Here is a 23,771-nt window from a genome sequence, read left to right on the forward strand (position 1 = left end):
TAGTTTCTGGTGCAAGTGGAGCCTCCTGTATGAATCAACCCCAGTCCTGCGAGGCGCTGCTGCGCTGCCAGGCCCTCAACCATGTCTACAAGGAAGGCAATCTGGAGACCCAGGTGCTCAAGGGGATCGACCTGTCCGTCGCCCCGGGGGAGATGCTGGCGGTGGTGGGTAGCTCAGGTTCGGGCAAGACCACCCTGCTGCACCTGATGGGGGCGCTCGACAACCCCTCCAGCGGCACCGTGCTGTTCAAGGGGCAGGATATCCATGGCTGGGACAGCCGTACCCAGGCCAGGTTCCGCAACCGGGAGCTGGGGTTCGTCTACCAGTTCCACCACCTGCTCTCCGAGTTCAGCGCGCTGGAGAACGCCGCCATGCCGCTGCTGATCGCCGGTGAGTCGGTGGCCGTCGCCACCGAGAAGGCGAGCCGGATGCTGGGACGGGTGGGGCTCTCTCACCGACTCCATCATCGCCCTTCCGAGCTCTCCGGCGGTGAGCGCCAGCGGGTGGCTATCGCCCGAGCCCTGGTCAACGAACCCAGCCTGGTGCTGGCGGACGAACCCACCGGCAACCTGGACCACGCCAGCGCCACCGCCGTGTACGAACTCCTGTGCGAGCTCAATCGCGAGCTCGGCACCGCATTCGTGGTGGTGACCCATGACTTGAGCCTGGCTGCCAAGCTGCACCGCCGGGTGACCCTGGTGAGCGGCATCATGGCGGAGGTCGCCTGATGTTCAAGCCGCTGCCCCTGTTCCTGGGCCTGCGTTACAGTCGCTCCCGCCGTCGCAACGGTTTCATCGCCTTTATCTCGGCCTCCTCCCTGATCGGCATTGCCCTCGGGGTGATGGCGCTGATCCTGGGGCTTTCCGCCATGAACGGGTTCGAGCGGGAGCTCAAGAACCGGGTGCTCTCCGTGGTGCCCCACGGGGAGCTTATCGGCATGGAGGCCCCTCTGCCTGACTGGCCGAGGTTGCGCGACTACCTGCTGGCCCAGCCGGGCGTCGTGGCCGCGGCTCCGGTCATTCGTCTGGACGGCCTGCTGGAGCACGGCTCCGCCCTCAAGGGGGCGCAGGTGCGCGCCGTGCTGCCGGAGCTGGAAGCCAACCTGTCCGATGCGGGCAACTACATGACGGGCCGCGGCCTGCGCGAGTTGCAGGCAGGCGAGCACGGCCTCATTCTCGGCAAGACCATTGCCGACAAGCTGGGAGTCAAGATTGGTGACTCGGTGGCATTGTTGTTGCCCCAGGGCGGCGATGCCACCGGTATCAAGAATCCGAAGCGGGAGACGCTCACCGTGGTGGGGCTGCTGGAGATCGGCGGTCAGCTGGATGGCGTACTGGGCTTCATGCACCTGGCGGACGCCCAGGCCATGACCGGCATGGGCAGCGCCGTGGAGGGCTTCAGCCTCAAGGTGAACGACGTGCTCAAGGCCCAGTCCATCACGGTGGCGGCCGCCCAGAAGTTCCCGCACTACGTCTACATCAGCAGCTGGATGAGCCGTCAGGGCTACCTCTATCAGGATATCCAGATGGTGCGAACCGTGATGTACGTGGTGATGCTGATGGTGGTGGCGGTGGCCTGCTTCAACATCGTCTCCACCCTGGTGATGGCGGTGAACGAGAAGCGCAGCGAAATCGCCATCTTGAAGACCATGGGGGCGAGCCCGGGCCAGATCCGGCTCACCTTCGTCATTCAGGGGATGGTGAACGGGGTGGCGGGTGCCCTGCTCGGCGCCCTGCTCGGCGGCCTGCTCTCCAGCAAGCTGACCCAGATCCTGAGCGCCATCGAAGGGGTGATCGGCCATCGCTTCCTGAACCCGGACATCTATTTCATCGACTTCCTGCCGACCGAGCTGCACATGCAGGATCTGGTCATCGTCACCAGTGCGGCCATTTTGATGAGCCTGGTAGCGACCCTTTACCCCGCCTGGCGGGCGAGTGGTCTGGTACCGTCCCGGGAGCTGGGACACTGATCCGGACACCTCCACGGCGACAAAATAAAGAAGGGCCCGTCGGCAATGCCGGCGGGCCCTTCGTATTGGTGGGGGGTCAGTGGGCGTTCAGCTCGTCCAGGGGCAGGGAGAAGCTGGCCACGAAGACATCGATGAAGTAGCGCATGGCGGGGTTCATCCGGGATTCCAGCATCTGTTCGAGACGCTTGCGTGCCGGTTCGAACTCCCGGTTGCCGACGCTCAGCTCCTCCAGACACTTGGTGTAGGCGCAGAGGGTGTCTGCGTCCTTCACCAGGCGGGCCAGCCCCTCGTCCTGGGCGCCGGAGTCGAGCAGGGGGCGAAAGTCCTCCACCAGCTCCGCCGGCAGCATGCCCAGCAGGCGCTGTTCTGCGGCCAGCTCAATCTTCTTGTATTCGCGGGCAATCTCGGGATTGAAGTACTTGACCGGGGTGGGTAGATCGCCGGTCAGCACCTCGCTGCTGTCGTGATAGAGGGCCATGACGGCGGCCTGGTTGGCGTCCACCTGGCCACCGAACAGCCGATTGCTGATGAGCCCCAGAGCATGGGCCACCATGGCCACCTGCAGGCTGTGTTCGGCGATGTTCTCGGGCTGGATGTTGCGCATCAGCGGCCAGCGGTAGATGAGCCGCATACGGGCGAGGTTGGCGAAGAAGTGGCTGGGCAGCATGAAAGACCTCAACGGGTGACAATGAAAAGGGCAGACCCTAGTCTGCCCTTTTTTCACATCCCTGGCATCGCCCGGTTGCGCATTCTTGTTCAGCGGATATAGCGGCCCGATTCGGCCTCCTGGTTGGTCACTATCATCTGGCCGATGGGGGCCAGGCTGATGAGGGCCAGCTTGAGGTGCTGAATGCCGAACGGGATGCCGACGATGGTGACGAAACAGGCCAGCGCCGAGGCGATGTGGCCGATGGCGAGCCAGACGCCGATCAGCACAAACCAGAGAATGTTGCCAATCAGCCCCAGGGTACCGGTGCCGATGTCGCTCTGGCCCGTCATGGCCTTGCGGCTCACCGCCTGCTTGCCAAACGGGAAGAAGGTGAAGGTGCCGATGACGAAGCAGGCGCGTCCCCAGGGGATCCCGATGAGCGACACGAAGCAGAGCAGACCGGCCAGCCACCAGGCGAGTCCCATGAAGACGCCTCCCAGGACGAACCAGAGCAAATTGAACAAGAAGCGGAAAAAGGACATGTTGCGGACTCCAGAACCGTAAATTGGCTGTCACCATAGCGAGCCGGGCCGGGGGACGCAATGGCACAGGCGAATTGGTGGACAATTTGGGTCGCAGGAGACCAGCGAAAGAACGGGCTGGCGGGCAATGGCAATGAAAAAGCCCGGTTTGGCGCATAAAAGAGTGAGCCAGTGCAAATTATTGCGGATGCAATGCTTGAACTCGGTGCAAGGCCTCCCCATATAGGAGAGAGTCTTGCGCAAATTGTGCCGTCTGCGCCCCGGATGGGGGATGTGCGGCTCGACGCGACCACTGCACGCCGCTATAATGTCGCGTCATATTTTTTCTCATCACAAAGACAGTCGTTGTCTTTATAAACAGGAAGACTCCGGGCTTGCCCGGGGGCAATAAAGGGTCAGCACACAGTGCTGAGTTGAACGAGGTAAAAGAATGCAAGTTTCTGTAGAGACAACCCAGGGTCTGGAACGCCGTCTTACCATCACTGTACCGGCTGCTACCGTTGACGCCGCCGTGCGCAAAGAATTGAATGGCCTGGCCAAGACTCGTCGCATCGACGGTTTCCGTCCTGGCAAGGCTCCGGTTGCCATCATCAAGAAGATGTTCGGCGCCATGGCACATGCCCGCGTTGCCGATGAAATGATGCAGAACAACTTCATCAAGGCCATCATCGAGAACAAACTGAGCCCGGCCGGTGCCCCGACCATGGATCCGAAAGAGATCAAAGAAGGTCAGGACTTCGAATTCACCGCCACGTTCGAAGTGTACCCGGAGTTCGAAGTTGCCGGTCTGGAGAGCATCAAGGTCGAGAAGCCGGTTGCCTCCGTCAAGGATGCCGATCTGGCCAACATGATCGACACCCTGCGCAAGCAGCACGCTACCTGGTCTGAAACCGACGCCGCTGCAGCCAATGGCATGCGCGTGACTCTGGACTTCGTCGGTTCCATCGACGGTGAAGAGTTCGACGGTGGCAAGGCTGAAGGTTTCTCCCTGGAACTGGGCGCTGGCCGCATGATCCCGGGCTTCGAAGACGCCATCCTGGGCAAGAAAGCGGGCGACGAGTTCACCATCGACGTGACCTTCCCGGCCGACTACCACGCTGAAGCCCTGAAGGGCAAGGCTGCCAAGTTTGCCTCCAAGCTGCACAAGGTTGAAGAGCAGATCCTGCCCGAGCTGACCGAAGAGTTCGTCAAGCGTTTCGGCATCGAGAGCGGCAGCGTTGAAGAGCTGAAGGCCGAAGTGCGCAAGAACATGGAGCGCGAACTGGCTCAAGCCCTGAAAAACAGCGTGAAAGAGCAGGTACTGAACGGTCTGGTTGAAGCCAACCTGATCGATCTGCCGAAGGCTGCCGTTGCCCAGGAAATCGACACCCTGCGTCAGCAGGCTCTGCAGCGTTTCGGTGGCTTCCAGGGCGGCAACGCGCCGGAACTGCCTGCCGAGCTGTTCCAGGCTCAGGCCGAGCGTCGTGTACGCGTAGGTCTGCTGCTGGGTGACGTCATCCGTACCAACGAGATCAAGGCTGACGACGCCCGTGTGACCAGCATCATCGAGTCCATGGCCACTGCCTACGAAGATCCGAAGGAAGTGATCGAGTACTACCAGCAGAACGAACAGATGCTGAACGGCGTTCGTAACCTGGCCATCGAAGATCAAGCCATCGACCTGATCCTGTCCAAAGCGCAAGTGACCGAGAAAGAAGTTGCCTTTGACGAAGTGATCAACAAGTCCGGTGCCGCTGCCTAAGATCATTTGACTTAAGGTCAAAACTGTTAAGTATAATGGCTCGTGTGATCTCCACTCGGGCCATTTTATTTTAGGGACAATGCCTTATGTACAAGAACTATAACGATGTGACTGAATCCCCACGCAATGCGCTCATCCCTATGGTGGTAGAGCAAACCGCGAAAGGGGAGCGTTCCTACGACATCTATTCCCGTCTGCTCAAAGAGCGGGTGATCTTCCTGACCGGTCAGGTGGAAGATCACATGGCGAACCTGGTGGTGGCCCAACTGCTGTTCCTGGAGTCCGAAAACCCGGATCAGGACATCAGCATCTACATCAACTCCCCGGGTGGGGCTGTCACGGCCGGTATGTCCATTTATGACACCATGCAGTTCATCAAGCCGGACGTCAGCACAGTCTGCATGGGGCAGGCCTGCTCCATGGGGGCCTTCCTGCTGGCCGGTGGCGCCAAGGGCAAGCGTTTCTGCCTGCCCAACGCCCGGGTGATGATCCACCAGCCGCTGGGCGGCTTCCAGGGTCAGGCATCTGACATCCAGATCCATGCCCAGGAGATCCTGAAGATCAAGAATACCCTGAACGACCGTCTGGCATTCCATACCGGTCAGGACATGGCCACCATCGAGCGCGACACCGACCGTGACAACTTCATGTCGGCGGAGCAGGCCGTGGCCTATGGTCTGGTTGACGGCATCCTGAGCCAGCGCGGCTGAGCAGGGTATCCCGTCCTGTTGTAAACTCAACAGGACGATCCATCCTCTATTGATAAAACGAGGTCGCTGAATGACAGAGAAACGCAAGGGTGAGGGCGACAAGCTGCTTTATTGCTCTTTCTGCGGCAAAAGCCAGCATGAAGTGCGCAAGCTGATCGCTGGCCCTTCCGTCTACGTATGTGATGAGTGTGTCGAGCTGTGCAACGACATCATCCGCGAGGAGATCCGCGAGATCTCTCCCAAGCGCGATGGTAGCGAGCTGCCGACCCCTCATGAAATCCGTGCCCATCTGGACGACTACGTGATCGGGCAGGAGTACGCCAAGAAGGTGCTGGCGGTGGCCGTCTACAACCACTACAAGCGTCTGCGCAGCGGCAGCGAGTCCGGTGGTGTGGAGCTGGGCAAGTCCAACATCCTGCTGATTGGCCCGACCGGTAGCGGCAAGACACTGCTGGCTGAAACCCTGGCTCGTCTGCTGGATGTCCCCTTCACCATGGCTGACGCCACCACCTTGACCGAAGCCGGTTACGTGGGCGAGGACGTGGAGAACATCATCCAGAAGCTGCTGCAAAAGTGCGATTACGACGTGGAGAAGGCCCAGCGCGGCATCGTCTACATCGACGAAATCGACAAGATCTCCCGCAAGTCGGACAACCCCTCCATCACCCGCGACGTGTCCGGGGAAGGGGTGCAGCAGGCACTGCTGAAACTGATCGAAGGCACCATCGCCTCCGTACCGCCCCAGGGTGGTCGCAAGCATCCGCAGCAGGAGTTCTTGCAGGTCGATACCTCCAAGATCCTCTTCATCTGTGGCGGTGCCTTTGCCGGGCTGGACAAGGTGATCGAGCAGCGTTCCGTCAAGGGCACTGGTATCGGTTTTGGCGCAGATGTCAAATCCAAGAATGCCAAGGCGACCTTAAGCGAGAACTTTGCCAAGGTGGAGCCGGAAGATCTCATCAAGTACGGTCTCATCCCCGAGTTCATCGGCCGTCTGCCGGTGGTGGCGACCCTGACCGAGCTGGACGAAGCTGCCCTCATCCAGATCCTGAAAGAGCCGAAGAATGCGCTGACCAAGCAGTATGCCGCGCTGTTCGCCCTGGAAGAGGTCGAGCTGGAGTTCCGTGATGACGCCCTGAACGCTATCGCGCGCAAGGCAATGGAGCGCAAGACCGGTGCACGTGGTCTGAGATCCATCGTCGAGGCCGTGCTGCTCGACACCATGTATGATCTGCCGTCCCTGAAAGGGGTCAGCAAGGTGGTGATCGACGAGACGGTGATCAAGGGGGACTCCGAACCTCTGATGATCTACGACAATCCCGAGACTCAGGCTGCAGCCTCAGAGTAACTGTCTGATTTTTAATCACATAAAGGGGCTTTTTGCCCCTTTCATGCTTTTTACGGCCAAGGCGATTGAATCTCATCTTTGCGCCCCCATATACTCAGCCAAGCGCTTTGCCAACGGTATAACAAGCCGAGAGGACATATATGAACCTAGAGCGTTCAGAACGCATCGAGATTCCCGTCCTGCCTCTTCGTGACGTGGTGGTTTACCCCCACATGGTCATTCCACTCTTTGTGGGGCGGGAAAAATCCATTCGCTGTCTGGAAGCGGCCATGGAGCAGGACAAGAAAGTTCTGCTGGTGGCCCAGAAGGATGCGTCGACTGACGAGCCAACGGTGGAGGAGATCTTCTCCGTCGGGACAGTGGCCAACATTCTGCAGATGCTCAAGCTGCCGGACGGCACCGTCAAGGTGCTGGTGGAAGGGGGCCAGCGTGCCCGCCTTGAGCGGATGATCGACGATCGCGACTTCTTCGTCGGCGAGGCGCAGTACATCGCATCCGCCCCCATCGAGGAGAAGGATCAGGATGTGCTGGTGCGCTCCGCGATCGGCCAGTTCGAAGGCTACATCAAGCTCAACAAGAAGATCCCGCCCGAGGTGCTCACCTCGATTTCGGCGATCGACGACGCGGCGCGCCTGGCCGATACCATGGCTGCCCACATGCCGCTCAAGCTCGAAGACAAGCAGAAGGTGCTGGAAATCGCCTCCGTGTCCGAGCGCATCGAGTTTCTGATGGCCATGATGGAGTCGGAGATCGACCTGCTGCAGGTCGAGAAGCGCATCCGCTCCCGGGTCAAGAAACAGATGGAGAAGAGCCAGCGGGAGTACTACCTCAACGAGCAGATGAAGGCCATCCAGAAAGAGCTGGGTGAGCTGGAAGACAGCCCGGATGAATTCGAAGCCCTCAATCGCAAGATTGAAGAGGCGGGGATGCCGGAGGATGCGCGCGAGAAGGCGCAGGCCGAGCTCGCCAAGCTTAAGATGATGTCCCCCATGTCCGCCGAGGCCACCGTCGTGCGCAGCTATGTGGACTGGATGGTGCAGGTGCCCTGGAAGGCCCGCTCCAAGGTCAAGAAGGACCTGGGCAAGGCGCAAGAGGTGCTGGACGCGGATCACTATGGCCTGGACAAGGTCAAGGATCGCATCCTCGAATACCTGGCGGTGCAGGCGCGGGTGAACAAGCTCAAGGGCCCCATCCTCTGTCTGGTCGGGCCTCCCGGGGTGGGCAAGACCTCCCTGGGTCAGTCCATCGCCAAGGCGACCGGTCGCAAGTACGTGCGCATGGCGCTGGGCGGGGTGCGCGACGAGGCGGAGATCCGCGGTCACCGTCGTACCTACATCGGCTCCATGCCCGGCAAGCTCATCCAGAAGATGGCGAAAGTCGGCGTGAAGAATCCGCTGTTCCTGCTCGACGAGATCGACAAGATGAGCTCGGACATGCGTGGCGATCCCGCCTCCGCCCTGCTGGAGGTGCTGGATCCCGAGCAGAACAGCAGCTTTAACGATCACTATCTGGAAGTGGATTATGACCTGTCGGACGTGATGTTCGTGGCCACCTCCAACTCCATGAACATCCCGGGTCCGCTGCTGGACCGGATGGAAGTGATCCGCCTGTCCGGTTACACCGAGGACGAGAAGCTCAACATCGCCAAGCAGCACCTGGTGGCCAAGCAGATCCAGCGCAACGGCCTGAAGCCTTCCGAGATCACCATCGAGGATTCGGCGCTGATCGGGGTGATCCGCTACTACACCCGCGAGGCGGGGGTACGCAGCCTGGAGCGCGAGATCTCCAAGATTTGTCGCAAGGCAGTCAAACGCATCCTGCTGGACAAGAGCATCAAGCATGTTCAGGTCAATCAGGAGAACCTCAAGGAGTTCCTCGGGGTGCAGCGCTTTGACTACGGCAAGGCAACCGACCAGAACCAGATTGGTCAGGTGTGCGGGCTGGCGTGGACCGAGGTGGGGGGCGATCTGCTCACCATCGAGACCACCAACATGCCGGGCAAGGGCAAGCTCACCTACACCGGTTCACTTGGGGACGTGATGCAGGAGTCCATCCAGGCGGCCATGACGGTCGTGCGGGCCCGAGCGGAGAAACTGCGCATCAACGCCGACTTCTACGAGAAGCGCGACATTCATGTGCACGTACCGGAAGGGGCCACCCCGAAAGACGGTCCGAGCGCCGGTATCGCCATGTGTACCGCCCTGGTCTCCAGCCTGACCGGCAACCCGGTGCGCGCCGATGTGGCCATGACCGGCGAGATCACCCTGCGCGGCGAAGTGCTGCCCATCGGGGGGCTCAAGGAGAAGCTGCTGGCGGCTCACCGCGGTGGCATCAAGCGGGTGCTGATCCCGAAAGAGAACGAGCGGGACCTCGAGGAGATCCCGGCAAACGTCAAACAAGACCTTGAAATCTATCCGGTTCGCTGGATTGACGAGGTGCTTGCACTGGCGTTGCAAGAGAATCCGCAGGGTTTCGAACGCGTTTCTGTCGTGTAAATGTTGATGCGCCGCAAATTTGGTGCATTCGGGGGGTGGTTAAGGCTTGCATGCGCCGGACAACGGAAGTAGCCTTGACCACCGATCGGGTACTCATGATGAGTCGCAAGGCGTGATGTGGCGCGGGTTTGCGCCAGATTGTCACTTGCAACTGATCAGGAGGCTTGTTATAAAACCTCCACTTGTTGTGGCCAGGGAAATCAGCGCCGCAGCGATGTTCGATAAAAGGGGAATATAAGAGTGAATAAATCTCAACTGATTGACAAGATTGCAGACGGTGCTGATATCTCCAAAGCTGCCGCTGGTCGTGCGCTGGATGCTTTCATTGACGCCGTGGGCGAAGCTCTGAAAGAGGGTGACCAGGTTGCTCTGGTTGGCTTCGGTACTTTCGCCGTGCGCGAGCGTGCTGCCCGTTCCGGCCGTAACCCGCAAACTGGTGCGACCATCGAAATCGCCGCCGGTAAAGTTCCTGCCTTCAAAGCCGGCAAGGCCCTGAAAGACGCGGTCAACTAAGCCGGTCGCTGATATCACATCGGCACCGTCCTTGGTCTTTGACCAGACAAGTGAGAGGGCTCTCCCTCATACTGATTGACCAAGGCGCATCGCAATCGGTGCGCCTTTTCATTATTTACGCCCATCGAGTTCGGGAGCATAAGTACAAACATGATGTTGGATAAACTACGCGAAGGGGCGCAGGGCAAGGTAGCCAAGGTTATCTTGGGCCTCATCATCCTCTCCTTTGCCTTGGCCGGTGTAGGCAGCTACCTCAATGGCCCGGCACGTACCGCCCCCGCCACCGTCAATGGCAATGACATCAGTGCCCCCGCACTGGAGAATGCCTACCGCAACGAGCGGGCCCGCATGGAATCCCAAATGGGTGAGGCCTTCAACCAGCTGGCTGCGAACCCCGACTACATGAAACAGTTCCGTCGTGGCGTGCTGGATCGGTTGATCGATCAGGCACTGATCGATGACAAGGCTCGTACACTCGGCCTGCGCGTCAGTGACGAGCAGATCAAGCAGGCCATCGTCGCCATGCCGGAATTCGCCGAAAACGGCAAGTTCAGCAACGAGCGCTACCTGCAGCTGATCCGTCGTGCCGGTATGACGCCGGAGATGTTCCGCGACTCCCTGCGCCAGGACATGGTACGTCAGCAACTGATGGGCGCCGTGCTGGGCTCCGAGTTCGCCCTCAAGGGTGAAGCCGAGCAACTCGACCGGCTCTACAATCAGACCCGGGATCTGCGTCTGGTGCGCTTGGCCGCGTCTGCCTATGTGGACGGGATCGAGGTGAGCGATGCGGAGATTGAGCAGTTCTACAAGGCCAACAGCAACCGCTTCATGAACGACGAGACGGTCAAGGTCGATTACCTGCTGCTGGACGCTGCTGCCCTTGGCAAGAACATCAAGGTCACCGAGCAGGATGCCCAGGATTACTATGATCAGCATCAGGACCTGTTCCAGCGTGCCGAGCGCCGCCAGGTGGCCCACATCCTGATCCCGTTCGGCAAGGATGAGAAGGCCGCCGAGAAGCAGGCTGACGAGCTCCTGGCCAAGGCCAAGGGCGGCGAAGACTTTGCCGAGCTGGCCAAGGCCAGCTCCTCCGACACCTTCTCCGCCAAGAAGGGCGGCGAGCTGGACTGGTTCGAGAAAGGGGTGATGGATCCCGCCTTCGAGAAAGCCGCCTTTGCGCTGGCCAAGGTTGGGGATCTCTCCGCCGTCGTCAAGAGCCCGTTCGGCTTCCACGTCATCAAGCTGCTGGGCGTCGAGCCCGCCAAGACCAAACCCTTCGTGGACGTGATGAGCGACACCATCGCCCGCCTGCAGTCTGACAAGGCGAAGGAGCAGTTCTTTGCCGAGCAGCAGAAGATGGCCGACAGCAGCTTCGAGAACCCGGACTCCCTGGATCTGACCGCAGAGACCATGGGCCTCAAGGTGCAGTCCACCGGTTACTTCAGCCAGGCCGATGCCCCGGCGCCGCTCAATGATCCCAAGGTGCTCTCCGTGGCCTTCTCCGAGCAGCTGCGCGATGACAACACCAATTCCGACGTCATCGAACTCTCCGATGGCAAGGCCCTGGTGCTGCACATCATGGGTCACCAGCCCAGAGCGGCCAAACCACTGGCCGAGGTGAAAGAGCAGGTGATCGCGGCCATCAAGCACGACAAGGCGAGCGAAGTGGCCCGTGGCAAGGCGCAGGGTCTGCTGGACAAGCTCCATGCCGGCGAGGACATCCAGGCCGATCTGACCGCCCTGGGGCTGAAGGTGGAGACCCACAACGGTGTGGCCCGCTTCGCCCAGGAGATGGATCAGAACCTGGTGGCCCAGGCGTTCCGCATGCCTCATCCGACCGATGGCAAGCCTAGCGTCGAGCTGGTGACCGAAGCCAACGGTGACCGCGTGGTGGTGGCCCTGGACAAGGTCAACGTGACCAAGGAGCCATCCCAGATGGTGAGCCTGCTGCAAGGGCAGCTGGGCCAGGGCAAGGCTCAGGCGGATTACAAGTCGCTCATCGACGAGCTGCGCAAGGCAGCCAAGATTGAGTACTTCACCGATGTGGAAGCCGCGGTCGAATAAGTCAGACCGGCCCATCCACCGTTGAAAACGGCTCCTATATGGAGCCGTTTTTTTATCTGCAAGCGGCAGGAGGGGGCGTGCTGCCCACTCTGCTCGAGGATGAGTCGGGGAAGGGAACAACACCCAGGGGGCTTTCTGGTCAGCATCTCAAGTGCCAACAGACATAAAAAAACCGGCGCCTGGGCGCCGGTTGTCACTGCGAAAGCGGGGTGGGTTAGACGACGCCCTGGGTACGCAGGTAATCCTCGTAGGTGCCGCCGAAGTCGCGGATGCCATCTTCGGTCAGCTCCAGGATGCGGGTCGCCAGGGAGGAGACGAACTCACGGTCGTGGGAGACGAAGATCAGGGTGCCCTTGTACATCTCCAGTGCCAGGTTCAAGGATTCGATGGATTCCATGTCCAGGTGGTTAGTCGGCTCATCCATGATCAGGATGTTGGGGCGTTGCATCATCAGCTTGCCGAACAGCATGCGGCCCTGTTCACCACCGGAGAGCACCTTGACCGGCTTCTTGATGTCGTCCTGGGAGAAGAGCAGACGGCCCAGCACGGAGCGTACCGCCTGCTCGTCTTCGTTCTCCTGCTTCCACTGGGCCATCCAGTCGAACACGTTGAGGTCGGTGTCGAAGTCCTCGGCGTGATCCTGGGCGTAGTAACCGATCTGGGCGTTCTCGGACCACTTGATGGTGCCGGTATCCGGCGCCAGTGCACCCACCAGCGTCTTGATCAGGGTGGATTTACCGATCCCGTTGGTACCCAGAATGGCGACCTTCTCGCCCACTTCCAGCATCATGTTGAGGCCCTTGAACAGGGGGCCCTCGCCATAACCCTTGGAGACGCCTTCGATCTCCAGAATGTTGCGATAGAGCTTCTTATCCTGCTCGAAGCGGATGAAGGGGTTCTGCCGGCTGGAGACCTTCACTTCCTCAATCTTGATCTTGTCGATCTGCTTGAGGCGTGATGTGGCCTGGCTGGACTTGGAGGCGTTGGCGCTGAAACGGGAGACGAAGGACTGCAGATCGGCGATCTGGGCCTTCTTCTTGGCATTGTCTGCCAGCAGGCGCTCACGGGCCTGGGTGGCAGCCAGCATGTATTCGTCGTAGTTGCCCGGGTAGACGCGCAGCTCGCCGTAGTCCAGATCCGCCATATGGGTGCAGACGGAGTTCAGGAAGTGACGGTCGTGAGAGATGATGATCATGGTGCTCTCGCGATCGTTGAGCACCTGCTCCAGCCAGCGAATGGTGTTGATGTCCAGGTTGTTGGTCGGTTCGTCCAGCAGCAGGATGTCGGGGTTGGAGAACAGCGCCTGCGCCAGCAGTACCCGCAGTTTCCAGCCCGGGGCCACTTCGCTCATGGGGCCGTTGTGCTGCTCGATGGGGATGCCGGCACCCAGCAGCAGCTCGCCTGCGCGGGACTCGGCGGTGTAGCCGTCATATTCGGCGACCAGGCCTTCCAGCTCGGCGGCCTTCATGTAGTCGTCGTCGGTTGCTTCCAGGTTGGCGTAGATGGCGTCGCGTTCCGCGATGGCGGCCCACAGCTCGGTGTGGCCCATCATGACCACGTCCAGCACGCGCATCTCTTCGTAGGCGAACTGATCCTGGCGCAGCTTACCGATGCGCTCGTTGACATCCAGGCTCACATTGCCGCCGGTGGGTTCGAGATCGCCGCCGAGGATCTTCATGAAGGTGGACTTGCCACAGCCGTTGGCGCCGATGAGGCCGTAGCGGTTGCCGCCGCCAAACTTGACGCTGATGTTCTCAAACAGCGGCTTGGCGCCGAACTGCATGGTGATGTTGTTGCTTGAAAGCACTGGAATGTCCCGGTTGGTCTGTCAAATGGCGCGCATTATGGCACAGATCCCCCAAAAGTTTTAGCAGGAACTGTGATCTGGCCCCATTGCAGGGGCGAAGGTTTCACGACAAAGCCGCCCTCTGGACTGCGGCGCCTTTCGGGGGGAGCCGAAGGGGCGGCCATGAAAAAAGCCGGCACAGGGCCGGCTTGAAGGCATGGAGTGGATCTTAGTGGGCGGAGGCGCCGGAGGCACCGAGCCCGGTCTGGGAGCGAACGAACTGCGGGAAGAACTTCGCGTGCTCGTCGGAGGCTGCCTGGGACTTGTCGGTCACCGAGAAGAACCAGATCCCGATGAATGCCAGCGCCATGGAGAAGAGGGCCGGGTATTCGTAGGGGAAGATGGCCTGGGCGTGACCCAGTACCTTCACCCACACGGTCGGGCCCAGCACCATCAGGGTCACGGCGCTGATGAGGCCGAGCCAGCCGCCATAGACGGCGCCACGGGTGGTCAGGCGGGACCAGAACATGGAGAGGAAGAGCACCGGGAAGTTGCAGCTCGCGGCGATGGAGAAGGCCAGGCCCACCATGAAGGCGATGTTCTGCTTCTCGAACAGGATGCCCAGGCCGATGGCCACCACACCCAGGACCAGGGTAGTCATCTTGGAGACGCGCAGCTCGTCGGCTTCGTTGGCCTTGCCCTGCTTGAGCACACAGGCATAGAGGTCGTGAGAGACCGCGGAGGCACCCGCCAGGGTCAGACCTGCCACGACCGCCAGTATGGTGGCGAAGGCCACGGCGCTGATGAAGCCCAGGAACAGGCTTCCACCCACCGCATCGGCCAGGTGAACCGCCGCCATGTTGGTGCCGCCCAGCAGGGCGCCGGTGGCGTCCTTGAAGTCAGGGTTGGTGCTGACCAGCAGGATGGCGCCAAAGCCGATGATGAAGGTCAGGATGTAGAAGTAGCCGATGAAGCCGGTGGCATAGAACACGGACTTGCGGGCTTCCTTGGCGTCGCTCACGGTGAAGAAGCGCATCAGGATGTGGGGCAGGCCGGCGGTGCCGAACATCAGCGCCAGACCCAGGGAGATGGCGGAGATGGGGTCGGCGACCAGGCCACCCGGGCTCATGATGGCCGCGCCGTTGGCATGGACCTTGACCGCTTCGCTGAACAGGGCACCGACGTCGAAGTTGACGGACTTCATCACCATGATGGCCATGAAGGAGGCGCCGGAGAGCAGCATCACCGCCTTGATGATCTGTACCCAGGTGGTGGCCAGCATGCCGCCGAACAGCACGTAGAGCACCATCAGGATGCCGACCAGCACCACGGCCACATGGTATTGCAGGCCGAACAGCAGCTCGATGAGCTTGCCGGCCCCCACCATCTGGGCGATGAGGTAGAGCGCCACCACCACCAGGGAACCGCTGGCGGAGAGGCTGCGTACCGAGGTCTGCTTGAGGCGGTAGGAGGCCACGTCGGCGAAGGTGTACTTGCCGAGGTTGCGCAGCCGCTCTGCGATCAGGAACAGGATGATGGGCCAGCCCACCAGGAAGCCGATGGAGTAGATGAGGCCATCGTAACCCGAGGTGTAGACCAGGGCGGAGATGCCGAGGAAGGAGGCGGCGGACATGTAGTCACCGGCAATGGCCAGGCCATTCTGGAAGCCGGTGATGCGCCCGCCAGCGGCGTAGTAGTCGGAGGCGGAGCGGTTGCGCTTGGAGGCCCAATAGGTGATGAAGAGGGTGGCGGCCACGAAGGCCACGAACATCACGATGGCCGAGATGTTCAGGGGCTGGCGTTGTACCTCGCCACTGATGGCATCGGCCGCCAGCAGCGGGGTGGAGACCAGACCGGTCAACAGCAGCAGAGACTTGCCTTTCATGATTGCACTCCCTTGAGGATCTTGTTGTTCAGCTCGTCAAACTCGCCGTTGGCCCGAAACACATAGACACCGGTCAGCACGAAGGCCGACAGGATGAGACCTATCCCGACCGGGATGCCGCGGGTGATGCTGGAACCTTCGCTCAGGGGGGTACCGAGCCAGCCGGGGGCGAAGGCAATGAGCAGGATGAACGCCAGGTAGAGCCCCAGCATCAGGATGGAGAGGGTCCAGGCAAAGCGCTGGCGCTTGGCGACCAGCGCCTGGAAATTGGGATCTTGCTGGATCCTCAGATAGTGTTGCTGTTCCATTGCAGTTCTCCGTGACGGTTGTGTCCGCTGTGAATGAAGGGTGTCCCTACCGAGCAGCAGGCTGCTCATGTAAGCAAAATGTGAATTAAATGTTATTTTCGGACAATTAGACTTTGGGATAAGCCAGGGGGCCGCCCTGGTGCAGGCGGACAAAGATGAGGGCGGCCGCGATGGCATCGGCCAGGGCGTCGTGGGGGGGCAGGGGGGGCAGCCCGAGGTGGTGGCAGATGGCGGCCAGGTGCAGGTCGATGACGGCGTCGGGATAGCGCCGGTAGAGCCGGTCGTGATAGAGCCGGCTCACCTCCACCCCCTCCTGGGGGAGCCTCAGCCCCCACAGCCGCTGGCAGGCGAGGTTGAGGATGCGCAGATCATAGGGGATGTGATAACCCACCAGTTCGCGGGGGCCGATGAAGGCGAGGAGCTGGCGCAGTGCGGCCTCCAGCGGCATGCCCTGCTGCAGGTCCTGGTGGCGCAGGCCGTGGATGGTCACCGACTGTGCGTTCAGGCTGGGGGGCGGTTGCACTCGCAAGGAGAGCGCCTCCCCGGTCAGCAGGCGATTGCCCTGGATGCACACCGCCCCGATGGCCACGATGTCGGCTCGCTCGGGATCCAGGCTGGTGGTCTCCAGATCCAGGGCCACCCACTCGTCGGCGGGAGGGGGCCCGAAGAGGGGGGCGAACTCCCCCTGCAGGAAGGCGCGCCCGTACCAGTAGCGGCGCCAGCGGCTCACGATGCCCATGGATGCCTCACTGCCTCAGACGAAAGTGCAAGGTGAGCCACTGCTGGAACTTCTTCACCCGATGCAGGGCGTGGCGCAGCAGATCACGCTCACCGTGGCCGAGCCCGGCCACGCGCACCCGTCCATCCCCCTCCTGCAGCTGAGCCCGCAGCCGCAACCGGATGAAGAGCCGGAAGGCCTCCGCCAGATCGGCGCCATAGTCGCTGCTAAGGCGCCCCTGGGCGACCAGGGCATCGATGCGCCCCGTGGTCGAAGTCTCCAGGATCCCCGCCTCCAGGGAGAGCACCCGTACCCCGTGCACCAGGGGGAAGAGGCCGCCCCGCTTGAGATCCAGCCCCTCGGGATCCTGCTCCAGCCGGCCAAAGAGGGTGAGGGGGGCGTGGAAGGCGACGGCGGCCCGTGCCATCTCCGCCAGCAGATCCGGCCTATCGGCCAGGTGTGCCCGCAGGGCGCGGGCGACGGGGGCGAGCCGGGATCTCTCCCCGGCGATGGCCTGGGCATCGGCCAGGGTCGCCAGCCAGAGCAGATCCTCCTCGCTGGCCCGCACGCAGGCCCGCTCGATCTGCCCCTGCCACTGAATTCCTTCCTTCACCCAGTCCGGGTTGCTCACCATGACATGCCCCGGACAGGGGGGATAGCCGAGGCGCGCCAGCAGGGCGCTGAAGGCGGCCAGATCCGCCTCCCGGGTGGGCCAGTCCGATGCGTCCGGCAGGATCAGGGCATTGTCCTGATCGGTCTTCTGGATCTGCTCGCCCCGCCCCTCCGAACCCAGCATCAACAGGCAGACCTGCTCCTGCTGCTCTGGGGGGATCACCAGGGCGAAGGCCCTGGCGATCAGCTGTTCGTTGATGGTGGCGATGAGTTTCATCAGGAAGAGGGTGTGGATCCCCTGGGCGAACAGGGAGCGCACGAGCTGCTGCTGCTCCCGGGCCACCGCCTCGAGAGCCGCCGGCGAGTCGGCCCGGGCGATGCGCAGGGTGAGCACGTGGGAGTGGGCGGAGAAGAGCCCGAGTACCTGGGTCAGGTGCAGGATGCCCGCCACCTCCTGTCCCTGCCAGATGACGAGGCGCTTGATGCGGTGGCGCGTCATCAGCAGGAGGGCATCGAACAGATAGCTCTCCAGTGGCAGACCTATCAGCGGAGTGGGGGTCAGCACCGCCAACGGCGTGGTGAGCGGCAATCCCTTGAGGGTGAGGGCATGGAGCAGGGTCTTGCGGGTCGCCAGGCTCAGGCTGCCGTCGGTAGCGGGGTAGAGCAGGCAGTCGGTGCCCTTGGCCACCATGGCTTCGGTGGCGGCCAGCAGGGACAGGCGGCCGTCGACGATGAGCGGCGCCTGCAGGTGGCCTGGCGCTATGCGCGTCAGGATGAACTCCGCCAGGTTCTGCTGCCCGAGCTGGCCGCGACGCTCCTGCTCCCGCTGGCGATCGGCCAGGGTGGCGGTGAAGTAGCGGGCGACGTCGGGGTGCTCGTCACACAGGGTCAGAAAGACGGAGCGGGGAATGAGCTGGCAGAGGGTGTCTTCCAGCGCGGCGAAGCGGTGGCGGCAGCGTCCGTCGAACTGGGCACGGACGTCGAACATGTCCCCCTCGCCATAGTCGCCAAACGACTGGTGGGGGGCCGACTCTTCCACGGCCCCCTTGATGATGAGGTAGAGGCCGGCGGGCTCGTCCCCCGGGCTCTGCACCGTCTGGCCGGCGCGAAAGTAGCAGATGCTGAGGTGCCGGCCGAGACGCTGGCGGGCCTCGTCGTCCAGGCAGTCGAACGGCGGGCGGGCAAAATTGAACAACAGTGACATGACAGGCTCCGTCGTGACCATGGGGCCAGTCTGGCAAAGGCGCCGGAGCCGGGCCAGCCGACTTTAGTCGCAGAGCGGCAGAGGCCTTCCTGTACCTGCCGGTAACACTCTGGTAACGTTGTGGTATGACCAGTTCAAGGAAAGAGACGGAGAAGGAGATGGAAAGACCAAGGGTCAAATGGGTGTTTCAGGACGGTATCGCCGAGGTGATGCTGAGTCGGGGCGACAAGCTCAACGCGCTGGATCGCGCCATGTTCAGCGCCATCGACGAGACGCTCGATGAGGTATCCCGACAGAAAGGGCTGCGGGCGGTGATCCTGCACGGGGAGGGGCGGGCCTTCTGCGCCGGACTGGATGTGAAATCCATGCTGAGGCAGCCGGTGGCGGCGCTGGAGATCCTCAAGCGCGAGGCGGACGAGGCGACCAATCTGGCCCAGCGGGTGGCTTATGGCTGGCACCAGTTGCCGGTACCGGTGATCGCCGTGACCCAGGGGGTCTGCTTCGGGGGCGGGCTGCAGATCGCGCTCGGCGCCGATTTTCGCTTCAGTACCCCGGATTGCCGCTTCTCGGTGATGGAGATCAAATGGGGCATCATCCCCGACATGAGCGGCAGCGTCACCCTGCGCAACCTGATGGGGATGGACACAGCCATGGAGCTTGCCATGAGCGGGCGCGAGCTGGAGGCCGCCGAGGCCAAGTCGCTCGGGCTGGTGAGCCGGGTGTGTGCGGATCCCCTGGAGGAGGCGCGGGCATTTGCCCGAACCCTCATCACCAAGTCGCCGGATGCGCTGGCGGGCATCAAACAGCTCTACACCCAGGCCTGGGCTCGCAGTGACGAGGCCATGCTCAAAGAGGAGACCCGGTTGCAGAAGCAGATCCTGGGGCGCCCCAACCAGTGGCGGGCTACCCTCAACAGCCTGCTGCACTGGCGTCTGCCGTTCGGGCCGAGGCGCAACGCCCTCTGAGCGGGTGGCTCACCCGTCTGGCCCAATCAAAATGGATCAAAAAAAATGGCAGCCGAGGCTGCCATTTTTTATCTGCTTGTTTGTCAGGGGATCAGGTGGGTTCGCGATCCGGCTCGAACGGGTGGCCGGATTGCTCCTGCTGCAGGTTCTGCTCGGAGCGGCGGCCGGTCCAGTAGTCGGCGTTCTTGATGCCAAGCTTCTCCGGATGGAACACGGGATCCAGCCCCATGGCCTTCTGGGCTTCATAGTCCTTCAGGCAGGCGAAGGCGGGCTTTTGCAGCAGCAGGATGGCGCCGATGTTCAGCCAGGCCATCAGGCCGACCCCGATGTCACCCAGACCCCAGGCGAGATCGGCGGTCTTGACGGTGCCGTAAACGGTGGAAGCCATCAGTGCCAGTTTCAGCAGGAAGGTGAGCCAGGGACGGTTGATCTTGCGGTTGATGTAGGCAATGTTGGTCTCGGCGATGTAGTAGTAGGCCACTATGGTGGTGAACGCGAAGAAGAACAGCGCGATGGCGACGAAGGAGTTGCCGAAGCCCGGCATCATGCTCTCCATGGCGGTCTGCACATAGCCCGGGCCTGCGGCCACGCCGGCGATGCCGGTGTAGAGTGCGGCACCATCCGGACCCTGCACGTTGTACAGGCCGGTGATGAGCAGCATGAAGCCGGTGGCGGAGCAGACGAACAGGGTATCGATGTAGACGGAGAACGCCTGCACCAGGCCCTGCTTGGCCGGGTGACTCACCGCGGCGGCGGAGGAGGCGTGCGGGCCGGTACCCTGGGCGGCTTCATTGGAGTAGACGCCACGCTTGACGCCCCACATGATGGCCAGGCCCAGAATGGCACCGAAGCCGGCTTCCATCCCGAAGGCGCTCTTCCAGATCAGCAGGATCACGCCCGGCAGCTGGCCGATGTTCAGGGCGATGATGACGCAGGCGACGATGATGTAGCCGAGCGCCATGAAGGGCACCACTGTGCTGGCGAAGTTGGCGATGCGCTTGACGCCGCCAAAGATGATGAAGCCAAGCAGCAGGGCGAGACCGGCGGCCGTCACGTTCGGGTCGATTTCGAAGGCGGTCTGCAGGCTGGAGCCGATGGAGTTCGCCTGCACGCCCGGCAGCAGCACGCCGCAGGCGAAGATGGTGGCGATGGCGAAGGTCCAGGCGTACCACTTCATGCCGAGCCCTTTCTCGATGTAGAAGGCCGGGCCGCCGCGGTATTCACCGTTGATCTTCTCCTTGTAGACCTGACCCAGGGTGGACTCCACGAAGGCGGAGCTGGCGCCGAGGAAGGCCACCATCCACATCCAGAACAGGGCGCCCGGGCCGCCGAAGGTGATGGCGGTGGCCACACCGGCGATGTTGCCGGTACCGACGCGACCGGCCAGGGTCATGGCCAGGGCCTGGAAGGAGGAGACACCTGCATCCGTGCTCTTGCCATCAAACATCAGGCGCACCATCTCCTTGATGTGGCGCAGTTGCAGGAACCGGCTGCGCAGGGAGAAGTAGAGGCCTACCCCCAGGCACAGGTAAATGAGCGCTGGGCTCCAAATCACGCCATTGATGGCATTGACGATCTCATTCATGTACAACAACTCCTTTGTTGCGCTGTCTTGGCGAGGTCTGTGCCTCGCTCCCTTAACATTGAAATAGGTGGTGACCAAGGGGGTCACTCAACACGTCACTCAACACGTCACTCAACACATAGTGCAGGACTTTCGACTGGATGGTCCGCGGGATTCAACATATCGGTTTGTACAGGTCCTTCCTAGTGAAAAGTGTTGTTTCTTTGTTAATTTGTGAATTGACATTAACAAACGATGAATGGAACTGGACAAGGTTCGGTACTTACCCATCATCTGCATCTTTTTCAGGTCCAGGGGCCCAGGGGGCATAATGCAAATAGGAGGCCAGGATGACAACGAAGGAAAATGACTGCACCATTCGCCCCGCCGAGGGGGAGGATGGGGCCGCGTTGTCGGTGTTGTTTGCCCAGTTGGGCTACCCGAACCCTGACGGCGAGGTGGCCGTGCGCCTGGCCGAGCCGGATCCGGCCCGGGAGGTGCTGGTCGCGACCCTTCATGGCCGTATCCAGGGTGTGCTGGTGTGGCATCGGCTGCAACCCATGCACCTTGCACCAGCCTGGGGCCTGATCTCGGCGTTGGTTGTCGATGAGGGTGCAAGGGGTGAGGGGATAGGCGCCCTGCTGCTGGCGGTGGCAGAGCAGCGGGCTGCGGCCCTGGGGTGCTGCCAGCTGGAGCTCTCCAGCAGCCTCAAGCGCGAAGGGGCGCACCGTTTTTATCTGGCGCAAGGCTATAGCGAGCGCCCGAAACGCTTTGTGAAAGCGGTCTGATTGGCAAGAGGAGTCCCAGTGTTCTGGTCCAGGTTGAAAGCGGTATTTGGTGGTGCATCCCCCATGGAGCGTGCGCTCCCGGGGGAACAGGAGTGGCGGCAGGCCCTGGCGGCCGTCCCCATCCTGCAGGGGCTTCCCGCCGGGGAGGAGGAAAAGCTGATCGCATTGGCGCACCTCTTCCTCTCGCGCAAGACGATCACCCAGATTGGTGTCGAACTGAGTCCCCGACAGCAAGGCGTGCTGGCTCTGCAGGCGGTGTTGCCCATCCTGCATCTGGGGATGGATTGGTATCGCGGTTTCCACGAGGTGATCATCATCCCCGAGCCCGTCACCCGCCGTCAGGAGGTGCAGGACGAGTTCGGGCTGGTGAGCGAGTTTGAAGAGGAGAACGCCGGCGAATCCTGGCCCCAGGGGCCGCTGGTGCTGGCCTGGAGCGAGCTGCAGCAGGATGGGGACTGGGATGGCTTCAATCTGGTGATCCATGAGCTCGCCCACAAGCTCGACATGCTGGGAGGGGATGCGGACGGGGCGCCGCCGCTGCCGGCCGGCATGGATCCACGGCAATGGACCCGGGTGTTGCAGCAGGCATTCGACGAGATGAACGAGCAGCTGGCCAGGGGGGAGGTGACCGAGATCGATCCCTATGCCGCCTCGCACCCCGCCGAGTTCTTCGCGGTGTGCAGCGAGAGCTTCTTCACCGATCCGCTGCGCCTGCGCGCCGTCTATCCCGCCGTCTACGAGCAGCTGGCCCACTTTTATGGGCAGCAGCCCGCCGATCGCTTCCCTGCTACCCGGCTGCTGGCGGGAGGCACAGCGGAGCAGGAGCCGCTCTAGCCACCGACGACAGATAGACAAAAGGCACCCGAGGGTGCCTTTTTCACAAGCGATGTCGCATGCCTGTCAGGCAGCGGCTTTCAGCTGGGCGGGAGCGGCTTTCTTCTGCTCGCCGATGGGCATCACGGTGCGACCGAACTGCTCGTTGATCACGGTGGCCATGGCCAGGTAGATGGCGCTGGCACCGCAGATGATGCCTTCGAAGCCGGCGATGGTGCCGATCAGGGTGCTGCCGGTGAAGTCACGGGCGGCCAGCAGGAAGAACAGCACGGTCAGGGAGGCGAACACGAACTGCTTCACGCGCGGGAAGTTGACGGTGCCGACCAGCATGAACAGGGTGAAGACGCCCCACATCAGCAGATACCAGCCCATGTAGGCGTGGGGAGTGGCTTCGGCCAGACCCATGGTCGGCATCACCAGCAGGAACACCAGGCTCCACCAGAAGGTGCCGTAGGAGATGAAGGCGGTGACACCGAAGGTGTTGCCACGCTTGTACTCCATGATGCCGGCGATGATCTGGGCCAGACCGCCATAGCACAGACCCATGGCCAGGATCATGGCGCTGATGGGGAAGAAACCTGCGTTATGGATGTTCAGCAGAATGGTGGTCATACCGAAACCCATCAGACCCAGAGGGGCAGGGTTGGCCAATTTTTCGCTCACGTGGTGTTCTCCAACAATAGAGGTGGGGTTGATAAAAGACGCGGGATTTTAGGCAGCCTCTTGGCCCCGGGCAAGGGGGGAAGGGGCTGAAACGGTAAAAAAATGACACAAAATTTTACGCAGCCAACCATTCGTGGGATTACGGTAGGCAACACGTGAAGGAATAACGTTTTCTTCGTTGCATTTTTGTGTTTTTTACGTCGGAAATGAAACTGGGTAACGAATGGGGCAGTGACCCCGCTGGCAGCGAACGGGCGCTGCGGGACTTGAATGTAATCAGGGTTTGGTACAAAAAAACATCTGATATGCCATCAGACAAGAGATGCTTACCACCATTTCTCTCACCTTGACTCCCAGACAAGCGGCATGCCCTTTTCTGCCGGCCACTCGGAGGCGGACGGGGGAACTCTTGCGAG

General features: G+C 61.7%; 20 protein-coding genes. 11 read left to right on the forward strand and 9 right to left on the reverse strand.

Annotated features, from left to right (window positions below):
• Nucleotides 1-29: 29 nt before the first annotated feature.
• Together lolD and lolE are read left to right on the forward strand one after the other, a co-directional pair.
• Nucleotides 30-728: a lipoprotein-releasing ABC transporter ATP-binding protein LolD gene (gene lolD, locus I6L45_RS15630; RefSeq protein ID WP_167576576.1), complete on the forward strand. Its 699-nt coding sequence runs from the start codon at nt 30-32 to the stop codon at nt 726-728.
• Nucleotides 728-1,969: a lipoprotein-releasing ABC transporter permease subunit LolE gene (lolE, locus tag I6L45_RS15635; RefSeq protein ID WP_134694949.1), complete on the forward strand. Its 1,242-nt coding sequence runs from the start codon at nt 728-730 to the stop codon at nt 1,967-1,969. The genes lolD and lolE overlap by 1 nt, the downstream gene beginning before the upstream one ends.
• A gap of 76 nt (nt 1,970-2,045) precedes the next feature.
• Here lolE and yfbR read toward each other — a convergent pair whose 3' ends face one another.
• Both yfbR and I6L45_RS15645 read right to left on the reverse strand, forming a co-directional pair.
• Nucleotides 2,046-2,636 (reverse strand): 5'-deoxynucleotidase, encoded by a 591-nt coding sequence (gene yfbR, locus I6L45_RS15640; protein WP_216982562.1) that lies wholly within the window; start codon nt 2,634-2,636, stop codon nt 2,046-2,048.
• A gap of 89 nt (nt 2,637-2,725) precedes the next feature.
• Nucleotides 2,726-3,160 carry a YccF domain-containing protein gene (locus tag I6L45_RS15645; protein WP_043760972.1) on the reverse strand — a complete coding sequence of 145 codons (435 nt, stop codon included), beginning with the start codon at nt 3,158-3,160 and terminating at the stop codon, nt 2,726-2,728.
• A gap of 430 nt (nt 3,161-3,590) precedes the next feature.
• On the opposite strand from I6L45_RS15645, the gene tig reads away from it, so the two are divergent.
• The 6 genes from tig (at nt 3,591) to ppiD (ending at nt 12,028) form a co-directional block, all read left to right on the forward strand.
• Nucleotides 3,591-4,901, forward strand: a complete 1,311-nt coding sequence (tig, locus tag I6L45_RS15650; protein WP_043760971.1) for a trigger factor — start codon at nt 3,591-3,593, stop codon at nt 4,899-4,901.
• Nucleotides 4,902-4,987: 86 nt separating this feature from the next.
• Entirely contained in the window at nt 4,988-5,611 is a 624-nt protein-coding gene (gene clpP / locus I6L45_RS15655) for an ATP-dependent Clp endopeptidase proteolytic subunit ClpP (protein WP_005324106.1), read from the forward strand.
• Nucleotides 5,612-5,681: 70 nt separating this feature from the next.
• Entirely contained in the window at nt 5,682-6,956 is a 1,275-nt protein-coding gene (clpX, locus tag I6L45_RS15660; RefSeq protein WP_043760970.1) for an ATP-dependent protease ATP-binding subunit ClpX, read from the forward strand.
• Between the two features lie 140 nt (nt 6,957-7,096).
• Complete coding sequence (lon, locus tag I6L45_RS15665; protein ID WP_134694946.1) at nt 7,097-9,451, forward strand: endopeptidase La; 2,355 nt, start codon at nt 7,097-7,099, stop codon at nt 9,449-9,451.
• Nucleotides 9,452-9,691: 240 nt separating this feature from the next.
• Nucleotides 9,692-9,964 carry a nucleoid-associated protein HU-beta gene (hupB, locus tag I6L45_RS15670; protein WP_005315375.1) on the forward strand — a complete coding sequence of 91 codons (273 nt, stop codon included), beginning with the start codon at nt 9,692-9,694 and terminating at the stop codon, nt 9,962-9,964.
• A 150-nt stretch (nt 9,965-10,114) separates the two neighbouring features.
• Entirely contained in the window at nt 10,115-12,028 is a 1,914-nt protein-coding gene (gene ppiD / locus I6L45_RS15675; protein ID WP_216982563.1) for a peptidylprolyl isomerase, read from the forward strand.
• Nucleotides 12,029-12,242: 214 nt separating this feature from the next.
• Here the strand turns inward: ppiD and I6L45_RS15680 are convergent, their stop codons facing one another.
• The 5 genes from I6L45_RS15680 to I6L45_RS15700 form a co-directional block, all read right to left on the reverse strand.
• A complete protein-coding gene (locus I6L45_RS15680; protein WP_210548562.1) occupies nt 12,243-13,835 on the reverse strand; it encodes an ABC-F family ATPase in 1,593 nt (530 codons plus the stop codon).
• A 208-nt stretch (nt 13,836-14,043) separates the two neighbouring features.
• On the reverse strand, nt 14,044-15,699 hold the full coding sequence (locus I6L45_RS15685) for a cation acetate symporter (RefSeq protein WP_043760965.1): 1,656 nt from the start codon (nt 15,697-15,699) through the stop codon (nt 14,044-14,046).
• Entirely contained in the window at nt 15,696-16,007 is a 312-nt protein-coding gene (locus I6L45_RS15690; protein ID WP_043760964.1) for a DUF485 domain-containing protein, read from the reverse strand. Before I6L45_RS15690 ends, I6L45_RS15685 begins: the two co-directional genes overlap by 4 nt.
• Before the next feature lie 106 nt (nt 16,008-16,113).
• Nucleotides 16,114-16,740 carry a 3'-5' exonuclease gene (locus tag I6L45_RS15695; RefSeq protein WP_216984228.1) on the reverse strand — a complete coding sequence of 209 codons (627 nt, stop codon included), beginning with the start codon at nt 16,738-16,740 and terminating at the stop codon, nt 16,114-16,116.
• 13 nt (nt 16,741-16,753) lie between these two features.
• On the reverse strand, nt 16,754-18,541 hold the full coding sequence (locus tag I6L45_RS15700) for a putative nucleotidyltransferase substrate binding domain-containing protein (protein WP_216982564.1): 1,788 nt from the start codon (nt 18,539-18,541) through the stop codon (nt 16,754-16,756).
• Nucleotides 18,542-18,699: 158 nt separating this feature from the next.
• Here I6L45_RS15700 and I6L45_RS15705 point away from each other — a divergent pair, with 158 nt between their 5' ends.
• On the forward strand, nt 18,700-19,506 hold the full coding sequence (locus tag I6L45_RS15705) for a crotonase/enoyl-CoA hydratase family protein (RefSeq protein ID WP_216982565.1): 807 nt from the start codon (nt 18,700-18,702) through the stop codon (nt 19,504-19,506).
• Nucleotides 19,507-19,597: 91 nt separating this feature from the next.
• Here the strand turns inward: I6L45_RS15705 and I6L45_RS15710 are convergent, their stop codons facing one another.
• Nucleotides 19,598-21,091: a sodium:alanine symporter family protein gene (locus I6L45_RS15710; RefSeq protein WP_043760961.1), complete on the reverse strand. Its 1,494-nt coding sequence runs from the start codon at nt 21,089-21,091 to the stop codon at nt 19,598-19,600.
• Between the two features lie 329 nt (nt 21,092-21,420).
• Here I6L45_RS15710 and I6L45_RS15715 point away from each other — a divergent pair, with 329 nt between their 5' ends.
• Together I6L45_RS15715 and I6L45_RS15720 are read left to right on the forward strand one after the other, a co-directional pair.
• Nucleotides 21,421-21,858, forward strand: coding sequence for a GNAT family N-acetyltransferase (locus I6L45_RS15715; protein ID WP_216982566.1), 438 nt, complete (start codon nt 21,421-21,423; stop codon nt 21,856-21,858).
• Between the two features lie 18 nt (nt 21,859-21,876).
• Complete coding sequence (locus I6L45_RS15720; protein WP_216982567.1) at nt 21,877-22,692, forward strand: zinc-dependent peptidase; 816 nt, start codon at nt 21,877-21,879, stop codon at nt 22,690-22,692.
• Nucleotides 22,693-22,758: 66 nt separating this feature from the next.
• Here I6L45_RS15720 and I6L45_RS15725 read toward each other — a convergent pair whose 3' ends face one another.
• On the reverse strand, nt 22,759-23,355 hold the full coding sequence (locus I6L45_RS15725) for a GPR1/FUN34/YaaH family transporter (RefSeq protein ID WP_043760958.1): 597 nt from the start codon (nt 23,353-23,355) through the stop codon (nt 22,759-22,761).
• Nucleotides 23,356-23,771 lie beyond the last annotated feature (416 nt).

It is taken from the genome of Aeromonas sp. FDAARGOS 1415, assembly GCF_019048365.1.
Taxonomy (GTDB): domain Bacteria; phylum Pseudomonadota; class Gammaproteobacteria; order Enterobacterales; family Aeromonadaceae; genus Aeromonas; species Aeromonas taiwanensis.